The organism is Micromonospora sp. NPDC049559, assembly GCF_040676675.1.
Lineage (GTDB): Bacteria > Actinomycetota > Actinomycetes > Mycobacteriales > Micromonosporaceae > JBFAPK01.
The window spans coordinates 443,753-467,968 of record NZ_JBFAPK010000002.1; the positions used below are offsets into that span (position 1 = coordinate 443,753).

The following is a 24,216-nucleotide window of genomic DNA, read 5'->3' on the forward strand; positions in this document are numbered from 1 at the left end:
CCCGCCGTGGTACGGGTCTCCCCACCGCGAAACGAGGAATCGTCGCGCTACCCCTCGGCTACCCGCCACACATAGTCGCGGTCGCCGATCTGTATCAGCCGGCAGATGCCATCGACGACCGCTCTTCGCCTGCCGGAGCGACCGGAGCGTGACATTGGTGCTCGCCGACACCGTCCGGGTCGAGGATGTCCTCGTACACCCCGACCTTGAACCTGATCAGGTCCAGGCATTCGGTGAGTTTGCCGATCTGGGTGGTGACGTACGCCTGGTGCTCCCGCAGCAGCGTGAGCCGTTCTTCCTCGTTGCCGACCCCCTGCCTGACGAGGTCGGCGTACCGGCGCAGCGCGGGCAGGGGCATGCCGGAGGCGCGCAGGATGATGCAGACGGTGAGCCAGTCCACGTCATCCTCGCCGTAGACGCGGCGCCCGCCCGGTCCGCGCCGCACGGGGTTGACGAAGAGACCCTCGTGCTCGTAGAAGCGCAGCGCGTGCACGCTCAGACCGGTGCGTTCGGCGACCTGCCCGATGCTCAGACTCGCGGTGACCTCAGCCATACGGCTCACGGTAGCGCTTGACCTAGAGCCGACTCTAGCTCCTAGGGTCCCCGTGATCGACGCCTCCGTCGCTCCCCGCAACCGGTCGAATCAGTAAGGAAGACCCCACCATGCGCTATCGCATCCTCGGCGGAACCGGCATCGAAGTCAGCGCCTACTGCCTCGGGACCATGATGTTCCAGGCTGTCGGCAACCCCGACCACGACGATTGCGTACGCATCATCCACGCCGCCCTCGACCAGGGCATCAATTTCGTCGACACCGCCGACATGTACGGAGTTGGCGAGTCCGAGGAGATTGTGGGAAAGGCGCTGCGCGGACGCCGCGACGACGTCGTACTGGCTACCAAGGTGCATTTCCAGATGGGTGAGGGGCGCAACCGCGGTGGCAATTCACGGCGCTGGATCCTCACGGCGGTCGAGGACAGCCTCCGGCGCCTGGACACCGACTGGATCGACCTCTACCAGGTCCACCGCCCCGACCCCTCGACCGACATCGAGGAGACCCTCTCGGTGCTCAGCGACCTCGTGCGACAGGGCAAGATCCGCGCCTTCGGCTGCTCGACGTTCCCGCCCGAGGAGATCGTCGAGGCGCACCACGTCTCCGAACGTCGTGGCCTCGGACGGTTCCGTACCGAGCAGCCGCCGTACTCGATCCTGGCCCGCGGGATCGAAACCTCGCTCCTGCCCGTCTGCGCGCGCTACGGCATGGGGGTGCTGGTCTGGAGCCCGCTGGCCTTCGGGTTCCTGACCGGCAAGTACCGCAAGAACCAGCCCGTCGACCTGTCGACCGGCCGTCCCACCATCCGGCCGGAACGATTCGACCCCGCGATCGCGGAGAACGCCGCCAAGCTCGACGCCGTCGAGCAGCTCGTCGAACTGGCGGCGAGCATCGGCTGCACCCTCCCGCAGCTGGCCGTGGCGTTCACGGTGGCCCACCCGGCCGTCACCTCCGCGATCATCGGACCGCGGACCATGCCGCAGCTGGAGGACCTCCTCAAGGGCGCCGCCCTCACCCTGGACGACGCGACCCTCGACCGGATCGACGAGATCGTGCCGCCCGGAACCGACCTGTACCACCCCAACGCCCCCTTCCCCCCGCGTTCACTGACCGACACCGCACGGCGTCGCCGCCCGCTCGCCGACCGCGCCGCGGCCTGAGCGGGCTGGTCGCGGTGCGTCAGTTGCCGAACCGGGGGAGACCGACGTCCCCCCGTCTCCCTCGCGCCTTCCGAGTCTTCTGGTTCGGGGAAACCGTCAGCCTGTTCGGGACCGCGACCACGGCGACGCTGCTGTCGCTGCTCGCGGCCACGCAGCTGGATGCCGGTCCGGGCTGGATGGGTTTCCTCGCGGCCGCGAGCTGGTCGCCCTGGCTGATCCTCGGTCTGCCAGCCGGCGCGCTCGTCGACCGCTGGCCGCCCCGCACCACGATGATCGTGAGCGATCTGATCGCGGCCACCGCCGCCGCGGCGGTACCGGTCCTGTGGCTGACCGACATGCTGTCGCTTCCGGCGCTGGTCACGGTCGCGTTCGTGATCGGTTCGTGCGCCGTGGTCTTCCGGGCCGCGCTGCCCCGACTCGTCACCCGCGTGGTCGACCCGGAGCAGCTCGGAACCGCGAACTCCATGCTGTACGCCACGGAGTCGGCCAGCACCGTCGTCGGACCGGGGCTGGCCGGCCTGATCGCCCAGGCCGTGTCCGCCGCGGTCGGCATGCTCCTCGACGCGGTCAGCTACCTCGTATCGGCGGCCTGCCTCGCCCGAACCCGCCTCGCGGCCCGCACACCCGATCACGCCGTGGCCGTACCGGAAGAGTCCCTGCCCCGGCGCATCCGGGCCGGCGTCAACGTCGTCGCCCACGATCGTTACCTGCGGTACTTCGCCGGCCTGGCCGCGGTCCAGAACTTCGGTCTCACCGGCCTGCTCTCCCTCCAGGTCCTCTTCCTGGTCGACGAGCTCGCCGCACCACAGGCCGTGACGGGACTCGTGCTCGCCACCGGCGGCGTCGGTGGCGTCATCGGCGGGCTGCTCGGCCCGCACGTCGCCCGCCGGCTCGGCACCGCGCGCGGCCCGATCGCGTTACAGCTCACCAGTTGCGGCTGCCTGCTGGTGCTACTGGCCGGCCCCGGCGCCGGGGTCGCCTGGATGGCGGCCGGGTTGCTGCTGTGCGAGTTCGCGATCGTCGCGGACAACGTCATCCGCACCACCTGGCGCCTCACCTACGTCCCTGACCACCTCCAGGCCCGGGTCAGCACCACGATCCAGATGCTCGCCTTCGCCGCGATGCCCGCATCCGGGCTCGTCTCCGGCTGGCTCGGCCAGCAACTCGGCGTCCGCACCGCTCTGGCGATCATGCTCGGCGTCTACGTCGCCGGCGCGCTCACCATGCCGTTCGGCCCGTTCCGGGGCCTGCGCGACCTCCCCGCCCCGCCCCGGCCCGAGCGGCTCCTCGAAGAGGCCGCTGCCGCGGCACGATGAGCCAGGCGCCGCTGACCGTACCGCCCCAGCGAAGACCTCGGCCACGCCGCGTGCCCGGCTGGATGTCGGGCGATCGGCTGGGCAGCCGTCGGACATGAGCACGACATCGTGGTCGGGCAGGCGATGCCGGTGGGGCGCGGCAGACCAGGGTGGCGACCTTCCGGCCACCGCGACCGCACGCGCCGCTCACACCGAGAGCGCCCTACCCGTCGTACCGGTCAGGTGCACCATCGTGGTCACCGACCCGGCCCGGCGACCCGTTGCGGCCGGCGCACCCGCGGTCACGGGCACGCGCGGCACCGTCGCCCTCGGCCGGCTCCCCGGCAACGGCACCTACACCGTCGCGTACCGGGTGGTCTCGGTCGACGGCCACCCGGTTCAGGGCTCCTACCCTTTCACCCTCGCGGTGCCGGACGCCCCGGCGGCGCCCGTGGCCGCGGTCACCCCGCCCGGCGCCGGCCGGGCCGACGGTACGCCCGCCGGCACCCGGGGCGTACCTGGGCCTCGGCGCCGGGCTCGTGGTCCTGGCCGGCGACTATCTCCTCTGGCGACGGCGCCGCCGCGGCGGCGAATCGTCCACCGGATGGCGGACCTCGCGGTGCGGCCGGAGCGAGCCCCACTCCGGCCGCACCGCTGCGCCCCGGCGAGGCCCGGCCGGCCGGGTTGCCGGGAACCGCCCCGTATGAGCAGCCGCCAGCGACCGCTTCCCAGCAGCTGAAACCCACTAGCCAAGATCGCCGGAAACACCGTCGGCGGGACGCACCCTCGACTCATCGGTGGATGATGGCCTGCTCGAGCAGGTCCTGGAGGGCACGCTGCTGCTGGGTGCTGAGGCCGGCCAGCGGTGACTCCCGGGCGAGGAGTTCGAGCAGCCGTTCCCGGAGCGTGCTGCCCGCCGCGGTGAGGACGAGCTGCTTGGCACGGCGGTCGGTGGGGTGCGCGCGGCGCTCGATCAGGCCCTGCTTTTCGAGCTTGTCGACGACGAAGGTGGCGTTGGACGGCTCGCAGCTCATGCGCTCGGCGAGCTCGCGCATGGTCATCGGCCCGGTCATCTCCCGCAGCGCCGTCGCCTGGGCCGAGGTGAGACCCAGGGTGACGGCGCGTTCGCGTACGTGATTGGCGATCTGCTGGGCCAGCCCGTTCACCAGACCGCACAGCTCCCGCTCGGCGACGGCCTGCGATTCCGGGGGTGTCGTCATGCGCGCCATCCTAGCAGGTCCATCAAGTCACCATATTTAGAACTTGAATGTTTCTAGCTTGATGCTTATGGTGGCGTGGTCGCCGACACGGGATGCGGCGACGACCTGACCCGAGGAAGGGAACGCGACCATGGCGAACTACGCGGCAGATGCGGTCGACCAGGACGGGCGGCTGCGGCGACCGGCGGGAATCCGCTCGGTGCGGCTGGGCGACACGACGGTGTCCTTCGTGCCGGACGGAGCCATCCAGGGAAAGCCGCGCGGCTGGCTGCCGGACACCACCGACGAGACCTGGGCCGCTCATCCGGAGTACCTGGATGCCTCCGGTCATCTGGTGGCGAGTATCGGTGGGCTGCTGGTGGAGAACGGCGACCGCGCCCTGTTGATCGATGCCGGGTGGGGGCCGGTGTCGCTGCCGGCCGAGCCGGGGAGTCCGAACGGCGCCGTTTCCGGTGGCGCGCTGCTGGACAGTCTGGCCAAGCTCGGCCGCAGCCCGAAGGAGATCGAGGCGGTGGCCTTCACCCACCTGCACATCGATCACCTCGGCTGGGCGTGGCATCCCGCCCTCGGCGGTGACCAGCCCGTGTTCGCCCATGCCGAGTACCTGGTGGCCGAGCCGGAATGGGCCCACCGCGACCTGCTTGCCCAGGGCATCACCGACGAGGAGGCCACCGCGCTGGCACCGCGCGTGCGTACGGTGACGGACGGGCAGGAGGTCTTCCCTGGCGTACGGGTCCGGATCACCGGCGGTCACACGGCCGGGCACGCGCAGTACGTCATCACCGGGGGCGGCCAGCGGATGATCGCCTTCGGCGACGCCCTGCACTCGCCGATCCAGGTGGACCACCCCGAATGGTCCTGCGTCTACGACCATGACCGGGTCCGGTCCGCCGACCACCGCCGTCAACTCGTCGCCGAACTGGCCGAGCCCGACACGATCGGCTTCGGCATCCACTTCGCCGACGCGGTGTTCGGTCAGGTACGTCGCGATGGCGCCGGCCCCGCCTGGCGCCCGCTGGGCAGCTGACCCACTCCGGGACTGATCATGACAATGACGATCAACCGCAGCCTGCCCGTCCACTCGACCGTACGGCACTGGCCGGGAGTCGTCGCAGCCGCGCTGACCGCGACCGTGACGGTGATGCCCGGTTTCACCATCGGGGCGCTCGCCCCGTCGATCGAGGCAGACCTGCAGATCTCCCGTAACGCCGTCGGACTGGCGATGAGCGTCTTCTACGCCGCGACCGCCTTCGGCTCGCCCGTCGCCAAACGGGTGGTCGTGCGGTTGCCGATTTCCACGGTCCTCGCCGTCGCGGCGCTGGTCGCGTCGGCGGTCATGCTGGTGGCCTCGCGGGCGACCGGGCCGGGGATGCTGACGGCGGCACTGCTGGTGGGCGGGTTGAGCAACGCACTCGTCCAGCCGGTGGCGGGCCGGCTGATCGCGGCACGTGTCCCGGAACACCGGCGTTCGCTCGCCGCGGGCGCGATCGGCGCGGCGCTGGGAGCCGGCACGGTCGTCCCCGGCCTGCTGGTCGCCCTGGTCCTGCCGGCGTACGGCTGGCGGGCCGCCCTGCTCGCCGCCGGTATCGTCGCGCTCGTACCGGCCGCGTTCGCCCCGCTGACCCGGGCACCCGACCGCCCGCGGCCGACGAGGCAGAGGGAGACCAGCGAGGCCGGCGGCGCCGGTCGCGCCAGTGCGGCCCGTGGGTCCGGCGGGGCCGGCGGCGAGGCCGGTCGGACGGGTCAGTCCGGTCCGGCCGGCGACGGACAACGGACTCTCGGGCGGGTACTCGCGCTCTGGGCGCTGGCGGCGGCGCTCTCCGCGACCGGTAACAACGCGGTAGCCACGTACTTCGTCGAACTGGGCACCCACGCCGGGCTGGGCACCGCCCTAACGGGGAACCTGCTGTCGCTCAGCGCCCTGTTCGCCATCGCCGTACGGATCACCGCCGGGGCGCTCACCGACCGGGCTCCCCGCCGCAACCCGGCTGTCATCGTCACGATGATGCTCACCGGCGGCCTCGGGCTGGCACTGATCGCGATCGGGACGTCGACGACCTTCGTGCTCGGTGCGATCCTGGCCTTCTCCGCGGGCTGGGGCTGGACGGGGCTCCTGCTCGCCACCACGCTGCGCCTGGTACCCGGCCGGACCGAGGACGCCGGGCACACCGTGCAGGTCGGCGTCTACGCGGGCGCGACCATCGCACCGTTCGCCTTCGGTGCCCTCTCCAGCACCTTCGGGTTCCCGGCTACCGCCCTCGTCGCCGCCGTCGCCGCCGTCGCCGCGGCGGCGGCGATGGCCTCGGGGGCGCTGCTGCTGCGACGCTCGGGATGACCAGCCGCGCCGGCTGAGACACCGCCACGAGAACTCCTGCCAGCAGACGCTGGTCGTTCCCGGGCGGGAGGTGAGCAGGGGTGAGCGGCAGCCGTGGATCGTCTCGGACGAGGTGCGGGCCGAGATGGCACGTGCCGCCGCCCCGCCCGCCAGGCCGGCACCGGTACCCCGGCCGCAAGCCCCGGGACGACCGCAGGATGTCGTGCGGCAGCCTGTTCGTGCCGTGCACGCGCAGCCGGACGCCTCCGGGGAGTAGCGCGGAGAGCGGTGGAGCAGCGGGCAGGCTGTTCGAGGACCCCGGCGCCACTCTCACGGCCGGCTGTCGAGGTGGTGCGCCACCCGCAGTAGCGGGCCGACCATCGCGGGAATGTGTTGCGGCGCCTCGATCGCGCCGGGGCGGTAGGTGAGCAGTTCCGGACCGTAGACGCTCCAGGGCGGCACGGCTCCGGCGAGGTGTTCGTCGATCAGCGCCGGGCCGACGAAGCGACGGACCGCGCCGGGGTCGGCGCTGTCGACCCGGTACTTCCGGTCGAACTCGTCGTGTCCGGTCGCGTTGCCGCCGCCGACGAGACGGCGACCGAGCCGGGACATCGAGGACCGCGGCTCGACCGCGAGCGCCGGATAGCTGCGCGCCAGCCGTACGACGACCACGGTGAAGGCATGGGTCTGGGTCGTCTGCCCGACGCTGGTGCCACCCTGACCGTCGGAGGTCGTGGTCGTCTGCGTCTCGCTGTAGGAGTATTCGGCCACGCTCACCTGTCGGCCGTGCACCGTCGCCGAGATCGCCAGCGACACCCCGCGCGGATTGCCGCCCGGCAGCCGAGACCCCCAGTTCACCGACGGGTTCGGTGTGATCGTCCAGCCGTGCTGGCTCGCCCACCGCGTCAGGCGGTCCCGCCGCCGCCGCTCACGAGCCGAATTCAGTACCCAAACGACGACGAACAGCGCGGTCGCGCCCAGGCAGCCGACGCCGAGGAGCAACGGCAGAACCTCCACGACTCTCCCTCCTCCGGCGCCCCGCCGGGTGTCTCCCGACCACCTGATCGGCCCCGGTCGTACGGTCGGGGCGATCATCCGCGTCGGGACAACCCCCGCCGAGCCGCTACGCGCGGGCCCCTCTACCGGTCGCCATCGCGAGGAACACCGTGAACAGGGCGGCGATCGCCGCGAAGCAGAGCAGGCCGTAGTCTGCCAGGTCGCCCGCCTCCCCACCCTGCGCGATCCAGACGAGGACCACCGAGCCGACGAGAAGGAGCAGCCTGCCGACGGCCAGCCACTGGCCGAGCAGCGCCAAACCGCGCGCCCCCGCCGATGGCCGACCGGCGCGTACGGCTCGCGCCGTGGACAGATTCGCCGCGAGGATCACCAGCAGCACGCCGATACCGACGGCGGCGGAGACCGCGGTGACGACGAACGGCGCGGACCCCAGCCCGGCCGACGCCTCACCCGACCACCGGTAGGCCGCCACCATCAGTGCGCCTGTGCCGAGTTCCAAGAGCATGAGCACCCCGGCAATCCAGGCACGCCCCAGGGCCGCGCGCCGCCGGGCCGCCTCCCCACCTTCCGAGGCACTGGCTGGTCTCGGAGCGACACTCACCGCATTCCCCCTCGCCCTCTTCGGATCCGCTGGCCGAACTGGCAGGCCAGCGACGTCACACGGTGGTCGTCGTCTTCGGCCAGTGTCCAGCGTCGAAGCCGCTGTTGTCGTTGAGCTTCTGGCGCAGGGTGCTGTTGTTGCTCGATGCCACGGACTTCAGGATCAGGGAGCCGCTCAGGAACGCCGCACCGGCCGCCAGGGCGGCGCCCACGGCGATGAACGGGGCGGCTGGCAACCCGACGATCGTGGCACTGGAACTCACCGCACCGATCATGCCAGCCACGAACGCCGCCAGCGCGACACCGAGGCCCGCCCAGAACGCGATGATCCCCTTGGCCAGGTCGGACAGCGCGCTGCTGATGCCCTCGCTGAGCGAACTCCGTATCTTGTCCAGCGCGACCTCGTGCAACGGCAGACCTTGTCGGTACTGCTCGGCGGCGTTCCCCTGCCAGTTGCTGGTGTTGTCGCCCTGCAACTTGCCGGCCTTAGCGGAGGGCACCTGTCCGCTGACCGGACCGCCGACGGTGTCACTCCACAGGTCCGCCGTGTTCCACAGCGTGGACGGGGAGCCCATGTTGCCCCAGAACTCTCGCTGGATCTCCCAGAACCTCTCCAGCGCGCCGACGAACTGGTTCCACCCGGCGATCACCTTGTCGCGGAGCGGACCCGGCAACCAGCGGCTCTTGCTGTTGATATTGTCCTGGAGGTCGGCGATCTTACCCATGATCCGCTCGACCAGTCCGTTGAGCTTGTCGATTATCGCCGCTTCTTCGGCGGCGCCGACCGCAGTCATCGCACCGGCTCCCATTCGCCGTCAAAGCGCCTGGAGGCGCTCTCGTCGCTGATTTCGTACGCCTTGGCCACCTTCCGCAGGGTGGCGGCCATGTCGGACATGTTGGTGGTGCCCTCGGTGAGCAGCATCTGCGCCTTGGCCCGGATCGCCTCGTACGTGTCGAGCAGCCCGGTCGGGATACACGCCCAGGACAGCTGCCCCTCGGTGAGGGTCAACCCCGCCGCCGCACTGGACGCTTCGTTGGTGACGCCGGAGATGTCCTCCCAGATGTCCGCGTCATAGTAGAGAGCCTCGATGGCAGCTTTCAATGTCATTAGTGATCCTCTTTGTCCTGACTCGGTGGCAACACCACTGGGCCGTTTCAATCCGCGGCGAAGAAGCCTCCGGGCACCACCCGAAGGCGACTCGACCTCAATGGATCAATCGCGCAGGTGCAGGCGTCTGGCCAACCCGAACGGGTCCTGGCTGAGTCCTTGCACTTCGCTCCGGAGGCCAGCTTCGGGAGAGTCCAGGCTCGCCTCCCGGTAAGCGGCCTCGAACGCGGACACCGTTTCCCGGCCGATGCTCGAAGGCGTGGTGTTCAACAGCCAGTGGCGGTTGTAGCTGACGTCGGAGACGAGCCCGCCGGCGTTGACCGTCACGGACACGTCCCGTGACGTGTTATACCCGGTGTACACGGCGGCGGCCTGCACCTGGAGTTGCGCGGAAGCCTGGTCGACGCGCTGCTCGACCGACTCCAACAGGGCGAGCAACTCACGCACGGCAGCCCGGCCGTCGTCGCTGCTCATCTTCGCCGTCGCCAGTTCGTCGAGCTGGTAGGCGAGGCTGTCCCCGAGTGCCGGCATCGGCCTGGGCCGCGGCCCGGGCCTGGACTCCTGTTCGGCGAAGGCCTCTCCCCAGCTCTCGAACCGGCTGAGCGCCGCCGCCTCGGCAGCTTCCCGGACGGCGTTCGCCAGGTCCTCGCCGGAGATCCGCCGTCGCCAGTCCGGCTGGATCCGTACCTCGGCGACGTGTCCCTCGCCGTTGACGGTCACGTTCACCGCGCCGGCGCGGTCAGCACCAGCCCAGCTCCGACCCGGTTGGGCCGCCGCCTCCATCTTCTGAGCGAGGACATCAACCTCATCCCAGACTTCTGTCAGCCGTGCTATCGGGTCGTCGTGCATTGAGGGCTCCCCCGTCCGTCAACAGCGCGAACGGCGACACCGGTCGCCGCCCCTCGACCACGGGTAGAGACCCTGCCAGAACCACCCACCGATAACAAGAAGATCGATGGCCAGAGGCATCAGGTTTTTACGGGCTCCGGACCGGAACCGGACCCGTCGGGTCGGTAGAGGCAGGTGGACTCAGAACTGGAGTGGCGCCTTCGTTGGCCGTGCGCGTTTTAGGGCCGGGTCCTGCCGACCATTGCCGGCCTGCGCCGGGCCCAGACGACGACGGCGGCACGTTGCTCGGTGTCGCGGTCGTCACGGCGACCTCCTCACCAGGCACGACGCCCAGCGGGCCGGGCCGGGAACACCGTTGGGCCCACGGGCCCGGGGAGCCGGCATCGGCTGGCTGTCGACTGTGGCTGATCGGAACGGGCCGGGTGGAGGGCTTCAGTACAATCAACCACAACCAGACATGGTCACCGCCTGTAGCCAATCAGGCACGTCAGTGGCGTGGCAGGTGTGCCATGGGTTGACTCCGCGGCTGCGGCGCGGGCCCGAGGCGGTTGGGAGGCGGCGTGTTCGACGAGGTCGGCTTGGAGCGGCAGCTGAGCGAGGCGCGGGCCTCGCTGCGACAGGTTGCCGAAGCGTCTCGCGCGCCCGAGCCGAGGGAGATCGTGGCCGAGGCCGCCGACGGGCGGATCGTGGTCACGCTCGGGACGGACGGACGGGTCAACGCGATCGAGATCAACCCGATGGTGCTTCGTGAGGGCGTCCAGTATCTGGCCGAGGAGCTGCAGAGCGCGGTGAACGCGGCGCTCGACGAGCGCGGCGCCGACGCGCGTACCGACGAGCCCGTCGCGGACCTCGCGGCGCTCAATGCGACGATCGAGCGCCTGCAGGACGAGGGCCTGCGGCAGATGCGGCAGATCACGGCGGGCGTCAGTGACGTCATGCGCAAACTCCACGGGAGGTGACCGTGGATCCGCTCGATGTGGACGTCGACTCGCTGCGCCAGGGCGCTGACGAGCTGGAACGGGCGAAGGAGTCCGTGCGGGCGACCTTCGAGGCGTTCCAGGCCATGGCCGCCAACTACGCCGACGCCTTCGGCGGCGACGAGATCGGCATGCTGCTGGGCATCGCCCACCAGGCCTGTCTCGACGCGGCGAAGGAATGCTTCAGCACCAACATCACCGAGTTGGAGAGCTATGCCGAGGGCCTGCAGGAAATGGCGGAAAGCTTCCAGCGTACCGAGGAAGCGGTGACGGCGAGCTTCGCGAAGATTCTCGGCTCGCTCGGCGGCTGACAAACCGCCGACAGGTAGGAAGGAACTCCTCGTGGGTCTGACGCTCCCCGCGGAACTGACGTCTCTGCTGTCCATGCTCGGCTACGACTGGCCGGAGTCCGACGAGACCAAGCTGTTCCAACTGGCCGGCGAGTGGACCGGGATGGCCGACCAGATCGGCAGCTCGGTCGAACAACTCAACGCCGCGGCGGCCACGGTCCTGGCCAACAACAAGGGTGCCAGCATCACGGCGTTCGCCGACGAGTGGACCGACGACGAGTCCGCCGGCCGCAACATCGCCGACACCGTGACGCCGTCGCACATCGTCAGCATCGGGTTGATGGTCGCCGCCGGCGTGGTCCTGGCGCTGAAGATCCAGGTGATCGTGCAGCTGATCCTGCTAGCGATCCAGATCGCCCAGGCGGTGGCCACGGCCGTGGCTACCTTCGGCGCCTCGCTGGCGGAGATCCCCATCTTCAAAATCATCACCGGGATCATCATCGACCAGCTCATCGGCATGGCGATCGACGCGGTGCTCAATGGGTAAGGGCAGGCCACGTACCGCGTCGAAGCGGGCCACCAAGGCCGGCGGCGGGCGGATCGTGTCGGCGGTACTGGAGAACGCGGACGTCTTCCGCACGGCCAAGACCAACGGGACGATACCGAAGGAGCCGGCGAAACTGGTGCTGCGCCGGCCGCCCGACTTCGACCGGAAGGACTTCGACCGCAAGGCGCGCGACCTGCAGCGACTCAGCCAGCAGGGGAAGCTCAAGAAGGCCAAGTCGGAGCGCCCGAAGATACTCGACCGGAACAGCGGCGAGATGCGTACGAAGAGTCAGATCTATCGCGAGCGGATGATCCGAAAACTCGAACGGAAAAAGAGTCAGGGCCACAACGTGAAGGACACGTTGTGGCGCCTGTACGCGGGCAAGGGCAACGTCGGGCCCGGCAAGGGATTGGACCCCGACCACATACACGAGCTGCAGCTCGACGGGCCGGACGAGTACCATAACCTGCGACTGAAAGACACGTACGCCAACCGCATGATGGGTTCCGACATCAGCACGGCACTACGCAACGTTCCGGAAGGCCACCCCGTGACGATCAGAGTCATCCCGTGACCGACAGCAACGACCTCGCGGCCACGCTCGCCGAGATCCGGAACAAGCTAGACCTGCTCAGGCGAGTCGAGGCGGAGCACGGGTTCGGCGTCCTCATCGAAGAAGCCCCACCCCTGGAGGCCATTCCGGGGCTGCCCGCCGGCGTGACCGACGTGTTCAGCATCGTCGGTCGCCTGCGGGGCAGCTACTTCTGGTTCCTACCGCCCGAGCAGATCGGCAGCAGAGCAGCCTGGGAAGGTCGTCCGCCGGCGCCTCCCGAGGCACCCCTGGGGGAGGCTCTGGCCATCGGCTATGCCGTACGCGGCATCCCCGCGGACCTGCTCGCCGAGAAGGGACCCGCCGGCCGCCAGATCTCCCTCGACGTCGAGGAAGGGTACGTCTACTACATCGACGGCGACGACCTCGCGGACTACTACCACTCCGGCGAGGACGTCGTGGTCCAGGAACTCGCCGACAACGTCGCCACCTTCTTCAACGAGTGGGTACTCGGCGCGGACTACCCGGAACTCGTGGAAACCGTCCTCGGCGCCGAGGCGCTCGACCACCGGATCCGCAAGGGCGAGGACGCCGGTGAATACAGCGACACCTGGCGGCGGCTGCTCGTGACCGCCGGCCTCGCGTCATGAACCCGACCGGCACACTCCCCACCACCACCGACGGGCGAGGACACCACCATGGCCGTTGACCCCCGGTTCCGCGCCCTCTGGGACGAGGACGAACTGGTCCCCTACCCCCGGCAGGCGTGGCTCGACGCGGGCTTCCCCGCGCCGGCGCTGCCCGACGGGGACGAAATCCCCCTCGAGGTGGAGGTCGTCTACACCGCCTACCTCGAAGGCCAGATCGAACTCTTCGACACCATCCAGCTCAGCACCGAGGACGGCACCCTCGACATCCGCCTGATCGTCGTCGGCGCGGTCGCGGACAACCCCAACCTGCTCTACGTCCTCGACCCCAACACCGGAGAGATCCTCCAGTTCGACCTCGAAGTCCAGGACGTACAGGCGGTCAACTCCAACTTTCGCTGCTTCGTCGAGTTCCTCTACCACTTCGCCCTGTTCGTCGAGGCCGACGAGGGCAAACCCGGCCGGGCCGAACGCGCCGCCGTACTGGCCGACACCCTACGCGCCATCGACCCCGACGCCTTCGCCCCCGACGCCTGGTGGCCGCTGGTACTCGAACAACTGCAGTGAGCCCTTCTCATCCTGAGCGGCGGCCGGTCTCGACGCGGTGCAGGACGAGGATGGCCTGCGCGATGGTGGTGAGAAGAGCAACCCTGTAAACCGGCTCTCGGGCGACTCGATCTTCCTGGACCGCTACGGCAGGTGCCGTGCCGAGGCCGCGAGCCGGTCGGCGAGCGCGATCACGCGGTCGCGCAGTTCGTCCGGGCGTTCGATGACGAACGGCAGGTCGAGCGCGGCAAGCACTCCGGGCAGCCAGTCGAGACGCTCCGCCCGGATCTCCACGGACTGCCAGCCGGGTTCCTCGCGCTCCCGTACCTCGGCGACGCTGGCCGGTAGCCGTTCGCGGATCTGCGTGCGGGTCCCCTGGATCCGTAGCGTCACCTGATGCCGGTACTGGGCCTGTGCCATCGAGGTGAGCACGCGTTCCCCGGGGTCGAGCTCGGCGGGCGGCTCGAACGAGCCGGGCAACGTCCTGGCGTCCGTGATGCGGTCGAGCCGGAGGGTCCGATCCTCGCCGATCTGCGGGTCGGCGCCGGTGACGTACCACCGACCGGAGTGGTTGACCAGCCCGAACGGGTGCAGCGTGCGGACGCTGCGCCGACCGCCACCCGAGATGTACTGGACGGAGATCGGCCGGTGGTGGTGCACCGCGTCGGCGACGGTGAGCAGGACACCCGCCTGCGGCGTGGGGACCTCGTCGGGCTCGGCGGTGAAGGCGAGGGATTCGAGTACGGCGTGCAGCCGGTCCGCGATCCGCTTTGGCAGAACGCGACGGATCTTCGCGGCGGCCGTCTCGCTCGCCGTACCCATGCCCGCGGTTGTTGCCAACCCGGCACGCCGGCCCGCAACCAGACCGAGCAGCACCGCGAGGGCTTCGTCGTCACTGAGCATGAGCGGCGGCAGACGATAGCCGGCGGCGAGCCGATATCCGCCGTAGCGGCCACGCACCGACTCGACCGGAACGTCGAGGTCGATCAGATGGTTCACGTAGCGCCGCACGGTGCGCGGATCGACACCGAGGCGGTCGGCAAGCTCGGCCATCGTCAGGATGCCGCCAGACTGCAGGAGCTCCAGCAACGTGAGTACCTGAGCCGTCGGTCGCGCCATGATCCGAACTCTATCCAGAATACTGGACCGAATCTGTCCAGAATCCTGGATAGAGTCGGCCTCGAAGGCAAACGGACCTACTGACCAGGGAGAACCATGGATTTCGTCTCGACTCGCCTCATCAGCGGCGACATCACCCGCCTCGTCGGCTTCTACGAGAAGGTCACGGGCGTGCGGGCGGTCTGGGGCAACGAGGACTTCGCCGAACTGCGCACCGCCCACGGCACCCTAGCGATCGGCAGCACCCGCACGGTCTCGCTGTTCGCACCCGGTTCGGCCCGCCCGGCCGACAACCACACCGCGATCATCGAGTTTCTCGTCGACGACGTGGACGCGCTCTACGAGAGCCTACGGGGTGTCGTGGAGGACTTCGTGAACGTACCCACGACGATGCCGTGGGGTAACCGGGCCCTGCTGTTGCGCGACCCCGACGGCAACCTGGTCAACTTCTTCACCCCGGTAACCCCCGAGGCGATCGAGAAGTTCAACCGCTGACCACGCCGGCGCGGCCCCGGCGCCGGCAGAGCAGGCAGCGCAGCCGGTACGCGAACGTGGCTACGGCGGGGCCGGGCGGGCCTTCGCGACACTGTTCCGGGCGCTCCACGGGCGCCGCTGGCCTCGCACACTCCGACGCCATCGCGGTGGCCCCGGGTCACGGACCTGGGACGCTGCGGCTACGCCGGTGCGTCCTCGTCCGCCTTGGCGTCGCCCAGCAGGTCCGCTATGGCGCCCAGCGCGAGGATGCGGTCGCCCTCGTCGGAGATGTGGGAGGTGGCGGCGAAGGCCCGGGAGAGGGCGACGTCGCGTTGGACGGGGGGCAGGTGCTCGGCCACCTCTGCCAGGGTTCGCGCGCGGACCGTGGGATCGAGGATGGCGCTGGCCGCGTGGAGGGCCCTGGCCAGGGTAGCTGGCCGTGTCTCGGCGCCGCTGGTGGTGGCGATGGCGAGTAGCAGACCGGCGCGGTTTGCCGGTTCGGTGACGTGTTCCAGCGCCTGTTCGAGCCGCTCTGGTCCGAGGTACCGCGCCAGCCCGGCCAGGTCGTGTCCGCGTTCCGCTTCGTCGGCTCGGGACAACATGTCGGCGCACACCTGGTCGAGTTGGCCGGCGTCCAGGTAGGGCATCAGCCCCTCGATGTTGTGGTCGTTCTGCGCGAGCACGATGGGCAGAGCCTGGGCGATCTGTTCTCGGGTCAGGTAGGGCGCCCAGACGCCGGGGCCGGACCCGTACGCGACGGCGAGTCTGAACACGTCGTCGACGAGGGGCCTCCGCTGATCCTCGCGCAGAAACGGTAGGAGCGCGGCCAGCACGCTGACGGCTACCCATGGGCTGGACTCGGCGGAGTCGAGGTAGGGCCGCAATATCATCAGCGCGCGGCCGAGTTGCTCGTGCGTGAGGTACGGGGCGATTTCGGTCAGCGTCCACGGCGGCTCCGCGCCGGCTGTCCGCGCGATCGCGGCGAGCACGGCGTCGAGTTGGGCTTCGTCGAGCAGCCCTGCCAGGTCCGTCATCGCGTGGAGCCGGTCGCGGTCGTCGTCGGCCTCGATCACGGCCGTGACCGCCGCGGCGACAACCTCCACCCGTAGCCGTGGCGGTAGATGCGCGGCGATCCCGGCGAGCGTCCGAGCGCGGAATTCGGGCGCGGTAATCGTCAGTGCGGCGGCTACCAGGTCGTCGCGCTGCGTGCCGTCGAGGTACGGTGCGAGCGCGACGAGCGCGACGAATCGGTAGCTCTCGTCCCGGATGCGGGTGCAGACGCGGATCGCCCCGTCGCGCTGGGCGGGGGTCAGGTACTCCGCCAGCTTCGCCAGCGTCACCGCGCGGTCGTCGTCCGGATCGGATGACAGGATCCGCACGCCCAGGTCGATCTGTTCGGGGTCCAGCCAGCGCGCCAGCGTGAGCATTTCATAGCCGAGGAGGGTGGCCGATCCGGTGAGCGCGGTGAGCGCGGCGGCGGCGACCTCGGCGCGCTGCTCCGCGGGCAGCAACGGCACCAGGGCGGCCAGCTCCGAGCCGCGGCGGGCGGCCACCGAGCCCGGCACCACCGCGGGTGCCTGCGCCAACAGCTCCGGCGGCAGATGAGGCGCCAGGCTGAACAGCATGTTCGAGCGACAGTTCTCGTCCGTCGTGTTCCGCACCAGTGCCCACGCCCGCGCGATCTGCTCCGGCGTCAGGCACGGTGCGAGGTGCCGCATGAAGCTGCCGCGGCGGCTGCCGCTCAGTTCCAGCAAGGCGGTGAACAGCATTTCGGCCGTCACCGGCGCCCCGTCATCGGCCGCGGGCTCGCCGACCAGATCGGCGAGCTCGGCGACCGCCCGCTGTAGCGGGGACATCACCAGTCGATCGGCTGACGCGGTCAACCAGCCCTCTTCCACCGCTTCCCGGGCGACGTGCCGAGCCGCACGCTCCAGCCGCGCGACAAACTCGCCTTCGCCGACGATCCTGTTCACAGACACACCGGCGATGATGCCCTCGTCGTATGACATCGCAGTCCGTCGCGCCGGCTGTCTGCGCATGTCCGGACACTCACCGGCCTGGTGCGGGTAGGTCCTCGCCGCTGATCACCATGCACTCGAGCAGGTCACCGAGAACGGCCCGCTGGTGGTCCGTCAGCGGGTTCACGAAGACCGCGACATCGGCCTTCGCAGCCCGGCACGCCTCCGCGACCTCACGCGCCTTGCCAGGGCTGAGCAGGGTCCGCCGCGAGAACGGTTCAATCATCTTTGCCGCACCGCCGTGCGAAACACCCCGCCGTTGGATGTGCTGGCCCACCACCCGTCCGCCATGCACCTCTACCGAAGTCGCCAGCAGATCGAGCTTCCGGCCGAACCGCTTGTCCTTCGCCGAGAACAGGCCCACAAGCACCACGTTCGCGCCCGCCAGTAGGAAGGCCGGTCGTCCGCTCGAACATCGCCGCACGAGGCGATATTGCCACGTCAAACGCTTCACAGCGGGCGCCACGCGCCGGGGCTGCTTCGTCACGTACCGTCGGGCCCCTTCGGCGGCAGATCAGGAGGGCCCGGACGGGCAGGTGGATAGTTGCGAGCGGCTCACCGGGAAGACGGGGCAGAATCCCGTCCATGCGGGGTAGGCCAAGGGGGCTGGACGAGGACCATCTGGTAGCGACGCTCTTCGAGGGCTGGGGTATGCGGGTCGAGTCCGCGGAATACCGACCGGTGGGCGCGGGCAGCTACCACTGGTCTGTCGCCGACCGGAACGGCGAAGGGGAAGCGAGATCAGCCGACCAGCCCCATCCCGGCACCGCCTCGGCTGCCCTAGCTCATGCACGCTCCTCCACATGTCCGCACGCCGAGCTGCCGCCAGGGCTGTCACTTTGGGCAGCGACCGGATCGCGGCATGGCAGGATGCGGCTTCGGCGCACGTACGGACCTGGAGGAGGGGCCGGGACGAGGTGCTCAGCGCAGGTGGACCTCGACGCCGTGTGCGGTGAGCATCTGCCGGAGGTGGTCCAGGGTGACCGCTGGCTCGTACCGATGCCGGTCGTAGCCGGGAACGAGGTGTTCGCGGGCTACCGCCGAGTCGTGCCAGACCAGCCGGAACGGTGTGCGGGCACCCCACCTCGAACGCAGGCAGTCGCTGAGGGCGTCGAGGTTCCATCCGAAGTAGCCGCCCGGGCCGTTGATGGCCTCGCCGATGGCGCAGTAGAAGCCCTCGATGTCGGTGACGAAGCGACCATCGAGGTCGAAAACGGTCCCGGCTGGCTGGTCTGGGAGATCAAAGCGGCGACAGGCCAGTGCCATACCGGACCATTCGTGCCGTAGCGTCCGGTCGTAGCCGGCCCACAGGTTGCGCTCGGCGGGTCGGCCGGCAAGCCACAGCTCCAAAATGCGACGTTTTCCCGTCGGGTACGGCCGGTGTGTTTCGCTGGCGATGGTGACGTCAAGGAGGCCGTCATCGAGCGGAGACGGCACGCTCGACACGATCGTGCCGTACACGCCCCCGCCGATCAGGGGTAGCGCCGAGCCGTCGGCGGCGATGGCTTTCACGTCGGCGGTCACCCGGCGGCGGCGTAGACCGGCCTTTGTCGACTGCGGTACGGCGGCGATCGCGGCCTGCAGTAGCGGCTCGGGTTGGCAACCGACCAGGACGACGTACGGTACCGGTGGCTCGCCCTGGTCCCGGAAGACGCCCGTGATGTCGGCGCACGCACCGTACGGTGTGTCGTCCGGCCCACGCAGCACGAACCCGGTGATGCCTCCGGGACGGTCGACGGCGTCCGTAGGGTCGTACACGTGGACGAGGCCGTCCAGGTCGACGTCGACACGCCCTGGCGAGGTCGTCGACGGCCGTTGGCCCAGGACGGTCACGTCGAGCAGATAGACGCCGAACCAGCCGTCCCGTGTCGCCCGATCGTCGGGCATCGCCGACACCCACAGGTTGCCCAACCAGCCGCGCCCGCCATCGAGGGGCGTCGCGGCGGGATCACTGTCGAGGCTCGCGGCGAGAACCCCGTCCGGTACGCAGCCCAGGAGGGTGAAACGTTCCCGCGGCCGAGGTGGCAGGTCGACGAACAAGCCGTCGATGTCGGCGCACAACGCCAGGACATCGCCGTCGCCGGGGAACTGCGGGTTGCCGGTGTAACCGTCAAGCAGCCAACGCGGTGGGACGCGCCGAGTCCAGGTCCACCGCTGCTGCCCCGGCCTGTCGATCGCCACCTTCCGACCGTACCGACGAACCACGAACTCGCCTCGCGCACCACCGACTCGCAGGCGCCCCGCAACGCAGACGCACCGCCTTCGGCAGACGAGGAAGCCCGAGCGACTCACGGTGCTCGCGGTGTCTGTCAACCGCGGTGACCGATCGGACTCGTCGCCGGGTTCCAGCGCCGTCGGAGTCGGCGGGTCTCTGGAGGTCGGCCGGTCACCCTCCGCACTCTCCGCAAGACCGTGGGCACACCCATCAAGGAGGAGGCGGACACCAAGAGCGCGTCGGCGCAGCTCGGAGGTAATGGGGGTTTCGGGAAAGGCTCAAAACCTCGTAGAAAAAAATCCGAGCCCTGACCGGCGTTGTTTCCGGCCGGCAATTTGTCTTGTCAGGACGGTCGGACTCGAAAAGACGACCCCTTGACCCCAGCTAACGACCATGAAGCCCGCGACCTCGGCGCGCCAGCGGTGCGCGATGGTCGCAGTCGCACAGTGCGCCGAGATCCGCTCACGTGCGTGGATGTCCGCCTCGGTCGTCGCGCAGTTCGTCACGCAGACCGTGCGCGCCGCACCGCCCCACGCGCCCGTCGACGTGTCACCCATGTAGTCGCAGGGTCGCGCGCCGTGGTCTTGCTGTGGCAACATACGTCGGTGAGCGGACCTGGCCGGACTGATCCGCCTACGTCGATGCAGAAGCCAGACCAGTGGGCCGACTTCCGGCGCGGCGTCGCGCTGCTGTCGCTGGTGCTGTTCTTCTTCTGTGTCGTGGCGGTCGCCTTCCTCGCCTTCAGGCTGGTGACCGTCGGCACCGACGTAGCCCCCAACTGGTCGGAACTCCTGGGGTTCGCATCCGTCGCGGTGCCGCTCGGCGTCGCAGCCGGAGCCGGCATCGGCGTCTACCGCGCGCAGAGCCCAGGCCAGGCCAAGCGACGCGGCAGGATCATGGGCCTCGCCTTCATGCTCGCCGCCCTGCTCCTGGTGGTGACCGGCGTCATCGGAGACAGGCTGTCATGAGCTTCTCCGTGGAACCTGGCGCCCTCGAACGTGCCGCCGCTCAACTGAAGCTTGCCGGCACCGACGTACAAGCAGCCATGGCCTATATCAGCAAGCACACCGAGATGAACTGGTACGACCAGGGCCTACTCAACAAGGCATACCCCGCGCACCGGGAACTTGTGGACGAGATGACCCGGCGACTCACTCACCTGAAAGATCTGCTGGAGCAGTCCGAAGAGGCGCTCCAACGCACCGCGACCCACTACCGGAACACCGACGCCGGCAACGCCCGTCGCCTCGATGCCACCTATCCCTACGTCGCCCGCGGTGACGAAGAACTCGCGGACGACCGGCCCTCCCCCACGGACTACCCGTGATCGAACCTACAGACTTCCTGGTCGAGCCGGGCGAACCCGACCCCTCCATCTCGAAGGGCTTCGCCAACCCCATCGGCATTCTCGACGCCATCTCCATCTCGCACTGGGTCAACGAGATCATCAAAGAGGTGGCGGGCTACGACGTGATCGGTACCATCACCGCGGTCTTCGTAGGCGACTGGGAGAGCTTCTACAAGGCCGGCGACGCATACGGCAACCTCGGCCAGAGTCTGCAAGCTCTCGGCGGCAACCTCATCGAAATCTCCAACCAGATCGACCAGCAGTGGGACGGCCGTGCCGCAGACGCCGCCTTCGTCTACTTTCGGAAACTGGCCGCCGCCATCTCGCAACAAAACAACGTGCTCACCCAGATCGAGGAGAAGTATCACGAGGCCGCCCGCGCAATCTGGCTCCTAGCCGACATGGTCGGCGGCCTCATCAAAATGATCATCGACAAGGCCATCATCATCGGCATCAGCGCCGCCGCCGGTACCGCCCTTCTTGAAACCGGCGCTGGCGCCGTCGTCGGTTACGGGGTCGCCGCCTGGCAAGCCATCGACCTGCTCAAGAAGGTCAACGACGCCGCCACCAAAATTCAGGCCGGTGGCACGCTCATCCTCGGCTTCTTCAGTTTCCTCAAGGCACTGGCCGACCAGGGCGGCGATCTTTCCAAGATCCCGCTTCCCGACCGGCCCTACTCAAGTCCGGTGCCCGCATGACCGGCAGCCCGGACGACGCCGAACGCCAGATTCTCGACCTGACCGATGGTGACGCCGGGCTCGCAAGGCTTCTACACGCGAGCCTCCGGCGGCTCCATGAGGGTGCCGCCGGCGACGACCTCCAGGAGATGGCTCGCGAAGTTCTTGCTGGACGAAGCAGCTTGCGGGAGATCGCGGCCACCGATGCCTACGGCTCGATGTTCGTCGACCACTTCCGTCAGTTCAGCGAGTGGCAACGGACGCTTGATCCGCAAGAGCGCGAACGCCTCGCCGCCGAAGCCGCCGAAGCCGCGACGTCACTGAACCAGGACACTTGACCACGCCGTCGGAGCCGCCCTGGCCGCCGCCGACCTCCGGCGAGCGTTCCGCCGGGTAGCCACCAGGGCCGGTCTCGGCGCGGCCGCTGGACGCCCCGGGACTACGACACAGCCTCGTGCCGGTGCTCTCCGACAGCGGCGTGAGTATTGAGCACATCGCCGACCTGTGTCGGGACGGCCAGATCAACTGACGACCCCTTGACCGCCCGGAGAACGAGCCGACCTACCGGCACCTGCCGGATAGCGCCAGCTTATGTCGAAGACGCAGGTCAGCGACCAGGTCGGAATCCGGCCGAGTCGGTCCGAACCAGGATCGTCGGACCATCCGTGCGATATCACGGCCCGGCCGGCGGCCCACGGGCAGCAGCGGTTCACGCGCTGCCCACTGGGCGTCGGTCAGGTCATGCCGCCTCGTCACCGCCACAGTGGCCACGAGATCTCCGTACTGGTGGTCTGTCTTGGTCGCAAAATCATCGACCGGAGACCTCACCGCCTATCGATCGACGACGCGGCGAGACCTACTCGGCCCGTACCCCACTTCGACTTCGACACCGGTCCTAGTTCTTCGGAAGGGCGTCGACGACGATCTGGAAGCGACGCGGGTCGAAGTAGTCGTGGTACTCGCTAATCAGGCCGTCGCGGAAGCGGAAGACGGCGATGTTGTCGTTGGTGTACTCGGCGCCGTTGAGCAGCTTGGCGACGTTGCGGTATTCGACGCAGACCGCGTCCGAATCGCTTGCCGGGTAGACGCCGGTGAGATTGGCCTGGAAGCTCTCGAAGTTGGACATCAGGCCGTGGAAGCCGCCGACGATCTCGTCCTTGCCGCGGATCTCGGTGGGGAACCCCTCGGCCGGGTAGGGCACGGTGAGGACGGCCTCGGGGTGCCACAATTCGCCCCACGCCGCAACGTTCTTTTCCGAGAGTAGACGGAAGAACTCGCGTGCGATGGTGGCTTTGTCGATCGTTGCCATGGTCATCGTGTCTCCATCATCGTCGAGTACGGGTGTCCCGGGCGATGCGTTCCCAGGTGTCCAGCGCGGCGCGAGACGGTCCGCGTGGGCGCGGATGGCGTCGAGGCCGTCCGCGCCCAGCGCCGTTCGATGGCAGGGGTGTCGGCGACGTCCCACCGCATCGGGTCTACTCGTCCCCGGTCGGCCGCGACGGGATCGCCAACGGATTCCGGGTTGCGGACCGCCGCGACCACCGTGTCGCCGGCTGCCGCGGCAGCCTGATCGACCGCCCGCCCGAGGCCACCGACCGCAGCGGTGACCTGCCACGTTCGCGCCATAGGTGAACCATAGTACATACTTGGTGTAGGGTCCAAACATGGAGCCGGATACGCAGAAGATGGGCCGGCGGGAACGCCACAAGGCGGTGATCCGCGAGAAGTTGGTCGACGCGGCGCGCACCGCGTTCGTCGAACGGGGCTACCTCGCCGCAACGCACAACGAGATCGCGGACGCCGCCGATGTCGCGCGGACAACGGCGTTCAACTACTTCCCCCACAAGAAGGACTTCCTCGTCGCGATCCTGGCGGACCGACGCGCGCAGATCAGAGCCACGATGACGCGGATCCTCGACGAGCAGAGGAGCATCATGGACACGCTGCGCGCGGCCATGCGCGAGTTCGCCGCGTGGTTCGATGCCAATCCGAAGCTGACCAGGGCGCTGAGCCGCGCGACACTGCAATCCGGTGTGCTGTTGCAGCCGGACTACTACGCGACCAGCGATCTGTTCGGCGCGGCCATCGTGGCCGGACAGCAGCGCGGCGAGATCCGGCCGGAGGTCGATGCGACCTTGGTCGGCCGGCTGTTGATGGACGGCTACCTCGGCGTGATCTACCGGTGGGCCGCCGACGACCGGGCGCCATCGCCGGAGCAGGACCTGGTCCGGATGGTCGACATCGTTGTCGAGGGCATCCGGGTGCCCGACATGGACGGACGGACCAGTCGGTGAGGCGCCGCGTTCCGGGACGCCGGCCGCGAAGCGGTGGATGCCGCGCCATGCAGGCGGGCGACGCCGGCTTCATCGCCGCGGCCGGCAACACCGGATACGGCTGGTGGAACCCGGGCCAGTGACACCGGGTCGACATCTGGGTTAGCGGCCGCCACGCCGAGGTGACGCAGGCGCGCCGCAGCCACGCCGGCGTCCGGGGAGCCCAGGTCGGCGAAGACGACCAGCGCCGCCGACCCAGCTCCGCTCGGCGGCCGCCCGGTCGCCGGCCTGCGCGAAAGCAGCCAGCCGCCGATCATCACTCGTCGTTGGCAGTCGCCACGTAGCGGGGGTTTCCGGGGCTGTCCTGATCCCTGCGGGGTCCGGGAGCGCAACGATGGTGCTCGTCAGTGGCACTTCGT

30 protein-coding genes are annotated in these 24,216 nt (G+C 69.3%); 17 read left to right on the forward strand and 13 right to left on the reverse strand.

Going from position 1 to position 24,216, the window contains the following annotated elements:
• Positions 1-94 precede the first annotated feature (94 nt).
• Positions 95-553, reverse strand: coding sequence for a MerR family transcriptional regulator (locus AB0J86_RS04895; RefSeq protein WP_363852649.1), 459 nt, complete (start codon positions 551-553; stop codon positions 95-97).
• Positions 554-663: 110 nt separating this feature from the next.
• Between AB0J86_RS04895 and AB0J86_RS04900 the strand changes: the two genes are divergently transcribed.
• From AB0J86_RS04900 to AB0J86_RS04910, 3 genes are all read left to right on the forward strand, one after another.
• The gene (locus AB0J86_RS04900; RefSeq protein ID WP_363852651.1) at positions 664-1,713 is read left to right on the forward strand and encodes an aldo/keto reductase; all 1,050 of its coding nucleotides are present in this window, start codon (positions 664-666) and stop codon (positions 1,711-1,713) included.
• Positions 1,714-1,727: 14 nt separating this feature from the next.
• The gene (locus AB0J86_RS04905) at positions 1,728-3,029 is read left to right on the forward strand and encodes an MFS transporter (protein WP_363852654.1); all 1,302 of its coding nucleotides are present in this window, start codon (positions 1,728-1,730) and stop codon (positions 3,027-3,029) included.
• 94 nt (positions 3,030-3,123) lie between these two features.
• Positions 3,124-3,747 carry a copper resistance CopC family protein gene (locus tag AB0J86_RS04910; RefSeq protein WP_363852657.1) on the forward strand — a complete coding sequence of 208 codons (624 nt, stop codon included), beginning with the start codon at positions 3,124-3,126 and terminating at the stop codon, positions 3,745-3,747.
• 52 nt (positions 3,748-3,799) lie between these two features.
• Here AB0J86_RS04910 and AB0J86_RS04915 read toward each other — a convergent pair whose 3' ends face one another.
• Positions 3,800-4,228 (reverse strand): MarR family transcriptional regulator, encoded by a 429-nt coding sequence (locus tag AB0J86_RS04915; RefSeq protein ID WP_363852660.1) that lies wholly within the window; start codon positions 4,226-4,228, stop codon positions 3,800-3,802.
• A gap of 130 nt (positions 4,229-4,358) precedes the next feature.
• Here AB0J86_RS04915 and AB0J86_RS04920 point away from each other — a divergent pair, with 130 nt between their 5' ends.
• Positions 4,359-5,255, forward strand: a complete 897-nt coding sequence (locus AB0J86_RS04920) for an MBL fold metallo-hydrolase (protein WP_363852663.1) — start codon at positions 4,359-4,361, stop codon at positions 5,253-5,255.
• Positions 5,256-5,273: 18 nt separating this feature from the next.
• Positions 5,274-6,563, forward strand: a complete 1,290-nt coding sequence (locus AB0J86_RS04925) for an MFS transporter (protein ID WP_363852666.1) — start codon at positions 5,274-5,276, stop codon at positions 6,561-6,563.
• 309 nt (positions 6,564-6,872) lie between these two features.
• Here AB0J86_RS04925 and AB0J86_RS04930 read toward each other — a convergent pair whose 3' ends face one another.
• The 5 genes from AB0J86_RS04930 to AB0J86_RS04950 form a co-directional block, all read right to left on the reverse strand.
• Positions 6,873-7,559: a hypothetical protein gene (locus tag AB0J86_RS04930; protein ID WP_363852669.1), complete on the reverse strand. Its 687-nt coding sequence runs from the start codon at positions 7,557-7,559 to the stop codon at positions 6,873-6,875.
• A 106-nt stretch (positions 7,560-7,665) separates the two neighbouring features.
• Positions 7,666-8,070, reverse strand: coding sequence for a hypothetical protein (locus tag AB0J86_RS04935; RefSeq protein ID WP_363852672.1), 405 nt, complete (start codon positions 8,068-8,070; stop codon positions 7,666-7,668).
• Positions 8,071-8,215: 145 nt separating this feature from the next.
• On the reverse strand, positions 8,216-8,953 hold the full coding sequence (locus tag AB0J86_RS04940) for a hypothetical protein (protein ID WP_363852675.1): 738 nt from the start codon (positions 8,951-8,953) through the stop codon (positions 8,216-8,218).
• Entirely contained in the window at positions 8,950-9,267 is a 318-nt protein-coding gene (locus AB0J86_RS04945; protein WP_363852678.1) for a hypothetical protein, read from the reverse strand. Before AB0J86_RS04945 ends, AB0J86_RS04940 begins: the two co-directional genes overlap by 4 nt.
• 105 nt (positions 9,268-9,372) lie before the next feature.
• Positions 9,373-10,116 carry a hypothetical protein gene (locus tag AB0J86_RS04950; protein WP_363852680.1) on the reverse strand — a complete coding sequence of 248 codons (744 nt, stop codon included), beginning with the start codon at positions 10,114-10,116 and terminating at the stop codon, positions 9,373-9,375.
• Positions 10,117-10,676: 560 nt separating this feature from the next.
• Here AB0J86_RS04950 and AB0J86_RS04955 point away from each other — a divergent pair.
• From AB0J86_RS04955 to AB0J86_RS04980, 6 genes are read left to right on the forward strand one after another with little or no spacing between them, the layout of a single operon-like run.
• Positions 10,677-11,075 (forward strand): YbaB/EbfC family nucleoid-associated protein, encoded by a 399-nt coding sequence (locus tag AB0J86_RS04955; RefSeq protein ID WP_363852683.1) that lies wholly within the window; start codon positions 10,677-10,679, stop codon positions 11,073-11,075.
• 2 nt (positions 11,076-11,077) lie between these two features.
• Positions 11,078-11,404, forward strand: a complete 327-nt coding sequence (locus AB0J86_RS04960) for a hypothetical protein (protein ID WP_363852686.1) — start codon at positions 11,078-11,080, stop codon at positions 11,402-11,404.
• 31 nt (positions 11,405-11,435) lie between these two features.
• Positions 11,436-11,930 (forward strand): hypothetical protein, encoded by a 495-nt coding sequence (locus tag AB0J86_RS04965; protein WP_363852689.1) that lies wholly within the window; start codon positions 11,436-11,438, stop codon positions 11,928-11,930.
• Positions 11,923-12,504, forward strand: coding sequence for a hypothetical protein (locus tag AB0J86_RS04970; protein ID WP_363852691.1), 582 nt, complete (start codon positions 11,923-11,925; stop codon positions 12,502-12,504). Before AB0J86_RS04965 ends, AB0J86_RS04970 begins: the two co-directional genes overlap by 8 nt.
• Complete coding sequence (locus AB0J86_RS04975; protein WP_363852694.1) at positions 12,501-13,130, forward strand: hypothetical protein; 630 nt, start codon at positions 12,501-12,503, stop codon at positions 13,128-13,130. Before AB0J86_RS04970 ends, AB0J86_RS04975 begins: the two co-directional genes overlap by 4 nt.
• Positions 13,131-13,178: 48 nt before the next feature.
• Positions 13,179-13,694, forward strand: a complete 516-nt coding sequence (locus AB0J86_RS04980; protein ID WP_363852697.1) for an SUKH-4 family immunity protein — start codon at positions 13,179-13,181, stop codon at positions 13,692-13,694.
• 123 nt (positions 13,695-13,817) lie between these two features.
• Here AB0J86_RS04980 and AB0J86_RS04985 read toward each other — a convergent pair whose 3' ends face one another.
• A complete protein-coding gene (locus AB0J86_RS04985; protein WP_363852699.1) occupies positions 13,818-14,792 on the reverse strand; it encodes a YafY family protein in 975 nt (324 codons plus the stop codon).
• Positions 14,793-14,888: 96 nt separating this feature from the next.
• Here AB0J86_RS04985 and AB0J86_RS04990 point away from each other — a divergent pair, with 96 nt between their 5' ends.
• Entirely contained in the window at positions 14,889-15,287 is a 399-nt protein-coding gene (locus tag AB0J86_RS04990; RefSeq protein WP_363852702.1) for a VOC family protein, read from the forward strand.
• A gap of 179 nt (positions 15,288-15,466) precedes the next feature.
• On the opposite strand, the gene AB0J86_RS04995 is transcribed toward AB0J86_RS04990, so the two are convergent.
• The 3 genes from AB0J86_RS04995 to AB0J86_RS05005 all read right to left on the reverse strand — a co-directional run bounded on the left by AB0J86_RS04995 (position 15,467) and on the right by AB0J86_RS05005 (position 19,576).
• The gene (locus AB0J86_RS04995; RefSeq protein ID WP_363852705.1) at positions 15,467-17,275 is read right to left on the reverse strand and encodes a hypothetical protein; all 1,809 of its coding nucleotides are present in this window, start codon (positions 17,273-17,275) and stop codon (positions 15,467-15,469) included.
• Between the two features lie 40 nt (positions 17,276-17,315).
• Positions 17,316-17,771: a hypothetical protein gene (locus AB0J86_RS05000; protein WP_363852708.1), complete on the reverse strand. Its 456-nt coding sequence runs from the start codon at positions 17,769-17,771 to the stop codon at positions 17,316-17,318.
• 434 nt (positions 17,772-18,205) lie between these two features.
• The gene (locus tag AB0J86_RS05005; protein WP_363852709.1) at positions 18,206-19,576 is read right to left on the reverse strand and encodes a barstar family protein; all 1,371 of its coding nucleotides are present in this window, start codon (positions 19,574-19,576) and stop codon (positions 18,206-18,208) included.
• 564 nt (positions 19,577-20,140) lie between these two features.
• On the opposite strand from AB0J86_RS05005, the gene AB0J86_RS05010 reads away from it, so the two are divergent.
• From AB0J86_RS05010 to AB0J86_RS05025, 4 genes are read left to right on the forward strand one after another with little or no spacing between them, the layout of a single operon-like run.
• A complete protein-coding gene (locus tag AB0J86_RS05010) occupies positions 20,141-20,467 on the forward strand; it encodes a hypothetical protein (RefSeq protein ID WP_363852712.1) in 327 nt (108 codons plus the stop codon).
• Positions 20,464-20,826, forward strand: a complete 363-nt coding sequence (locus AB0J86_RS05015) for a type VII secretion target (RefSeq protein ID WP_363852714.1) — start codon at positions 20,464-20,466, stop codon at positions 20,824-20,826. The genes AB0J86_RS05010 and AB0J86_RS05015 overlap by 4 nt, the downstream gene beginning before the upstream one ends.
• A complete protein-coding gene (locus AB0J86_RS05020) occupies positions 20,823-21,545 on the forward strand; it encodes a WXG100 family type VII secretion target (RefSeq protein WP_363852717.1) in 723 nt (240 codons plus the stop codon). Before AB0J86_RS05015 ends, AB0J86_RS05020 begins: the two co-directional genes overlap by 4 nt.
• Complete coding sequence (locus tag AB0J86_RS05025; protein ID WP_363852720.1) at positions 21,542-21,862, forward strand: hypothetical protein; 321 nt, start codon at positions 21,542-21,544, stop codon at positions 21,860-21,862. The genes AB0J86_RS05020 and AB0J86_RS05025 overlap by 4 nt, the downstream gene beginning before the upstream one ends.
• Positions 21,863-22,419: 557 nt before the next feature.
• On the opposite strand, the gene AB0J86_RS05030 is transcribed toward AB0J86_RS05025, so the two are convergent.
• Positions 22,420-22,839: a nuclear transport factor 2 family protein gene (locus tag AB0J86_RS05030; RefSeq protein WP_363852722.1), complete on the reverse strand. Its 420-nt coding sequence runs from the start codon at positions 22,837-22,839 to the stop codon at positions 22,420-22,422.
• Positions 22,836-23,150 carry a hypothetical protein gene (locus tag AB0J86_RS05035; protein ID WP_363852725.1) on the reverse strand — a complete coding sequence of 105 codons (315 nt, stop codon included), beginning with the start codon at positions 23,148-23,150 and terminating at the stop codon, positions 22,836-22,838. The genes AB0J86_RS05030 and AB0J86_RS05035 overlap by 4 nt, the downstream gene beginning before the upstream one ends.
• A gap of 38 nt (positions 23,151-23,188) precedes the next feature.
• Here AB0J86_RS05035 and AB0J86_RS05040 point away from each other — a divergent pair, with 38 nt between their 5' ends.
• Positions 23,189-23,818: a TetR/AcrR family transcriptional regulator gene (locus tag AB0J86_RS05040; protein WP_363852727.1), complete on the forward strand. Its 630-nt coding sequence runs from the start codon at positions 23,189-23,191 to the stop codon at positions 23,816-23,818.
• Positions 23,819-24,216 lie beyond the last annotated feature (398 nt).

Bases quoted from the DNA above. Each gene is read 5' to 3' on its own strand.
- AB0J86_RS04925 (WP_363852666.1), top strand. From the start codon at position 5,274: ATGACAATGACGATCAACCGCAGCCTGCCCGTCCACTCGACCGTACGG.
- AB0J86_RS04945 (WP_363852678.1), bottom strand. From the start codon at position 9,267: ATGACATTGAAAGCTGCCATCGAGGCTCTCTACTATGACGCGGACATC.
- AB0J86_RS04895 (WP_363852649.1), bottom strand. From the start codon at position 553: ATGGCTGAGGTCACCGCGAGTCTGAGCATCGGGCAGGTCGCCGAACGC.
- AB0J86_RS05015 (WP_363852714.1), top strand. From the start codon at position 20,464: ATGAGCTTCTCCGTGGAACCTGGCGCCCTCGAACGTGCCGCCGCTCAA.
- AB0J86_RS04980 (WP_363852697.1), top strand. From the start codon at position 13,179: ATGGCCGTTGACCCCCGGTTCCGCGCCCTCTGGGACGAGGACGAACTG.
- AB0J86_RS05025 (WP_363852720.1), top strand. From the start codon at position 21,542: ATGACCGGCAGCCCGGACGACGCCGAACGCCAGATTCTCGACCTGACC.
- AB0J86_RS05030 (WP_363852722.1), bottom strand. From the start codon at position 22,839: ATGACCATGGCAACGATCGACAAAGCCACCATCGCACGCGAGTTCTTC.
- AB0J86_RS04900 (WP_363852651.1), top strand. From the start codon at position 664: ATGCGCTATCGCATCCTCGGCGGAACCGGCATCGAAGTCAGCGCCTAC.
- AB0J86_RS04950 (WP_363852680.1), bottom strand. From the start codon at position 10,116: ATGCACGACGACCCGATAGCACGGCTGACAGAAGTCTGGGATGAGGTT.
- AB0J86_RS05035 (WP_363852725.1), bottom strand. From the start codon at position 23,150: ATGGCGCGAACGTGGCAGGTCACCGCTGCGGTCGGTGGCCTCGGGCGG.
- AB0J86_RS04995 (WP_363852705.1), bottom strand. From the start codon at position 17,275: ATGTCATACGACGAGGGCATCATCGCCGGTGTGTCTGTGAACAGGATC.
- AB0J86_RS04910 (WP_363852657.1), top strand. From the start codon at position 3,124: ATGAGCACGACATCGTGGTCGGGCAGGCGATGCCGGTGGGGCGCGGCA.
- AB0J86_RS05040 (WP_363852727.1), top strand. From the start codon at position 23,189: ATGGAGCCGGATACGCAGAAGATGGGCCGGCGGGAACGCCACAAGGCG.
- AB0J86_RS04990 (WP_363852702.1), top strand. From the start codon at position 14,889: ATGGATTTCGTCTCGACTCGCCTCATCAGCGGCGACATCACCCGCCTC.
- AB0J86_RS05010 (WP_363852712.1), top strand. From the start codon at position 20,141: ATGCAGAAGCCAGACCAGTGGGCCGACTTCCGGCGCGGCGTCGCGCTG.
- AB0J86_RS04970 (WP_363852691.1), top strand. From the start codon at position 11,923: ATGGGTAAGGGCAGGCCACGTACCGCGTCGAAGCGGGCCACCAAGGCC.
- AB0J86_RS04940 (WP_363852675.1), bottom strand. From the start codon at position 8,953: ATGACTGCGGTCGGCGCCGCCGAAGAAGCGGCGATAATCGACAAGCTC.
- AB0J86_RS04915 (WP_363852660.1), bottom strand. From the start codon at position 4,228: ATGACGACACCCCCGGAATCGCAGGCCGTCGCCGAGCGGGAGCTGTGC.
- AB0J86_RS04920 (WP_363852663.1), top strand. From the start codon at position 4,359: ATGGCGAACTACGCGGCAGATGCGGTCGACCAGGACGGGCGGCTGCGG.
- AB0J86_RS04985 (WP_363852699.1), bottom strand. From the start codon at position 14,792: ATGGCGCGACCGACGGCTCAGGTACTCACGTTGCTGGAGCTCCTGCAG.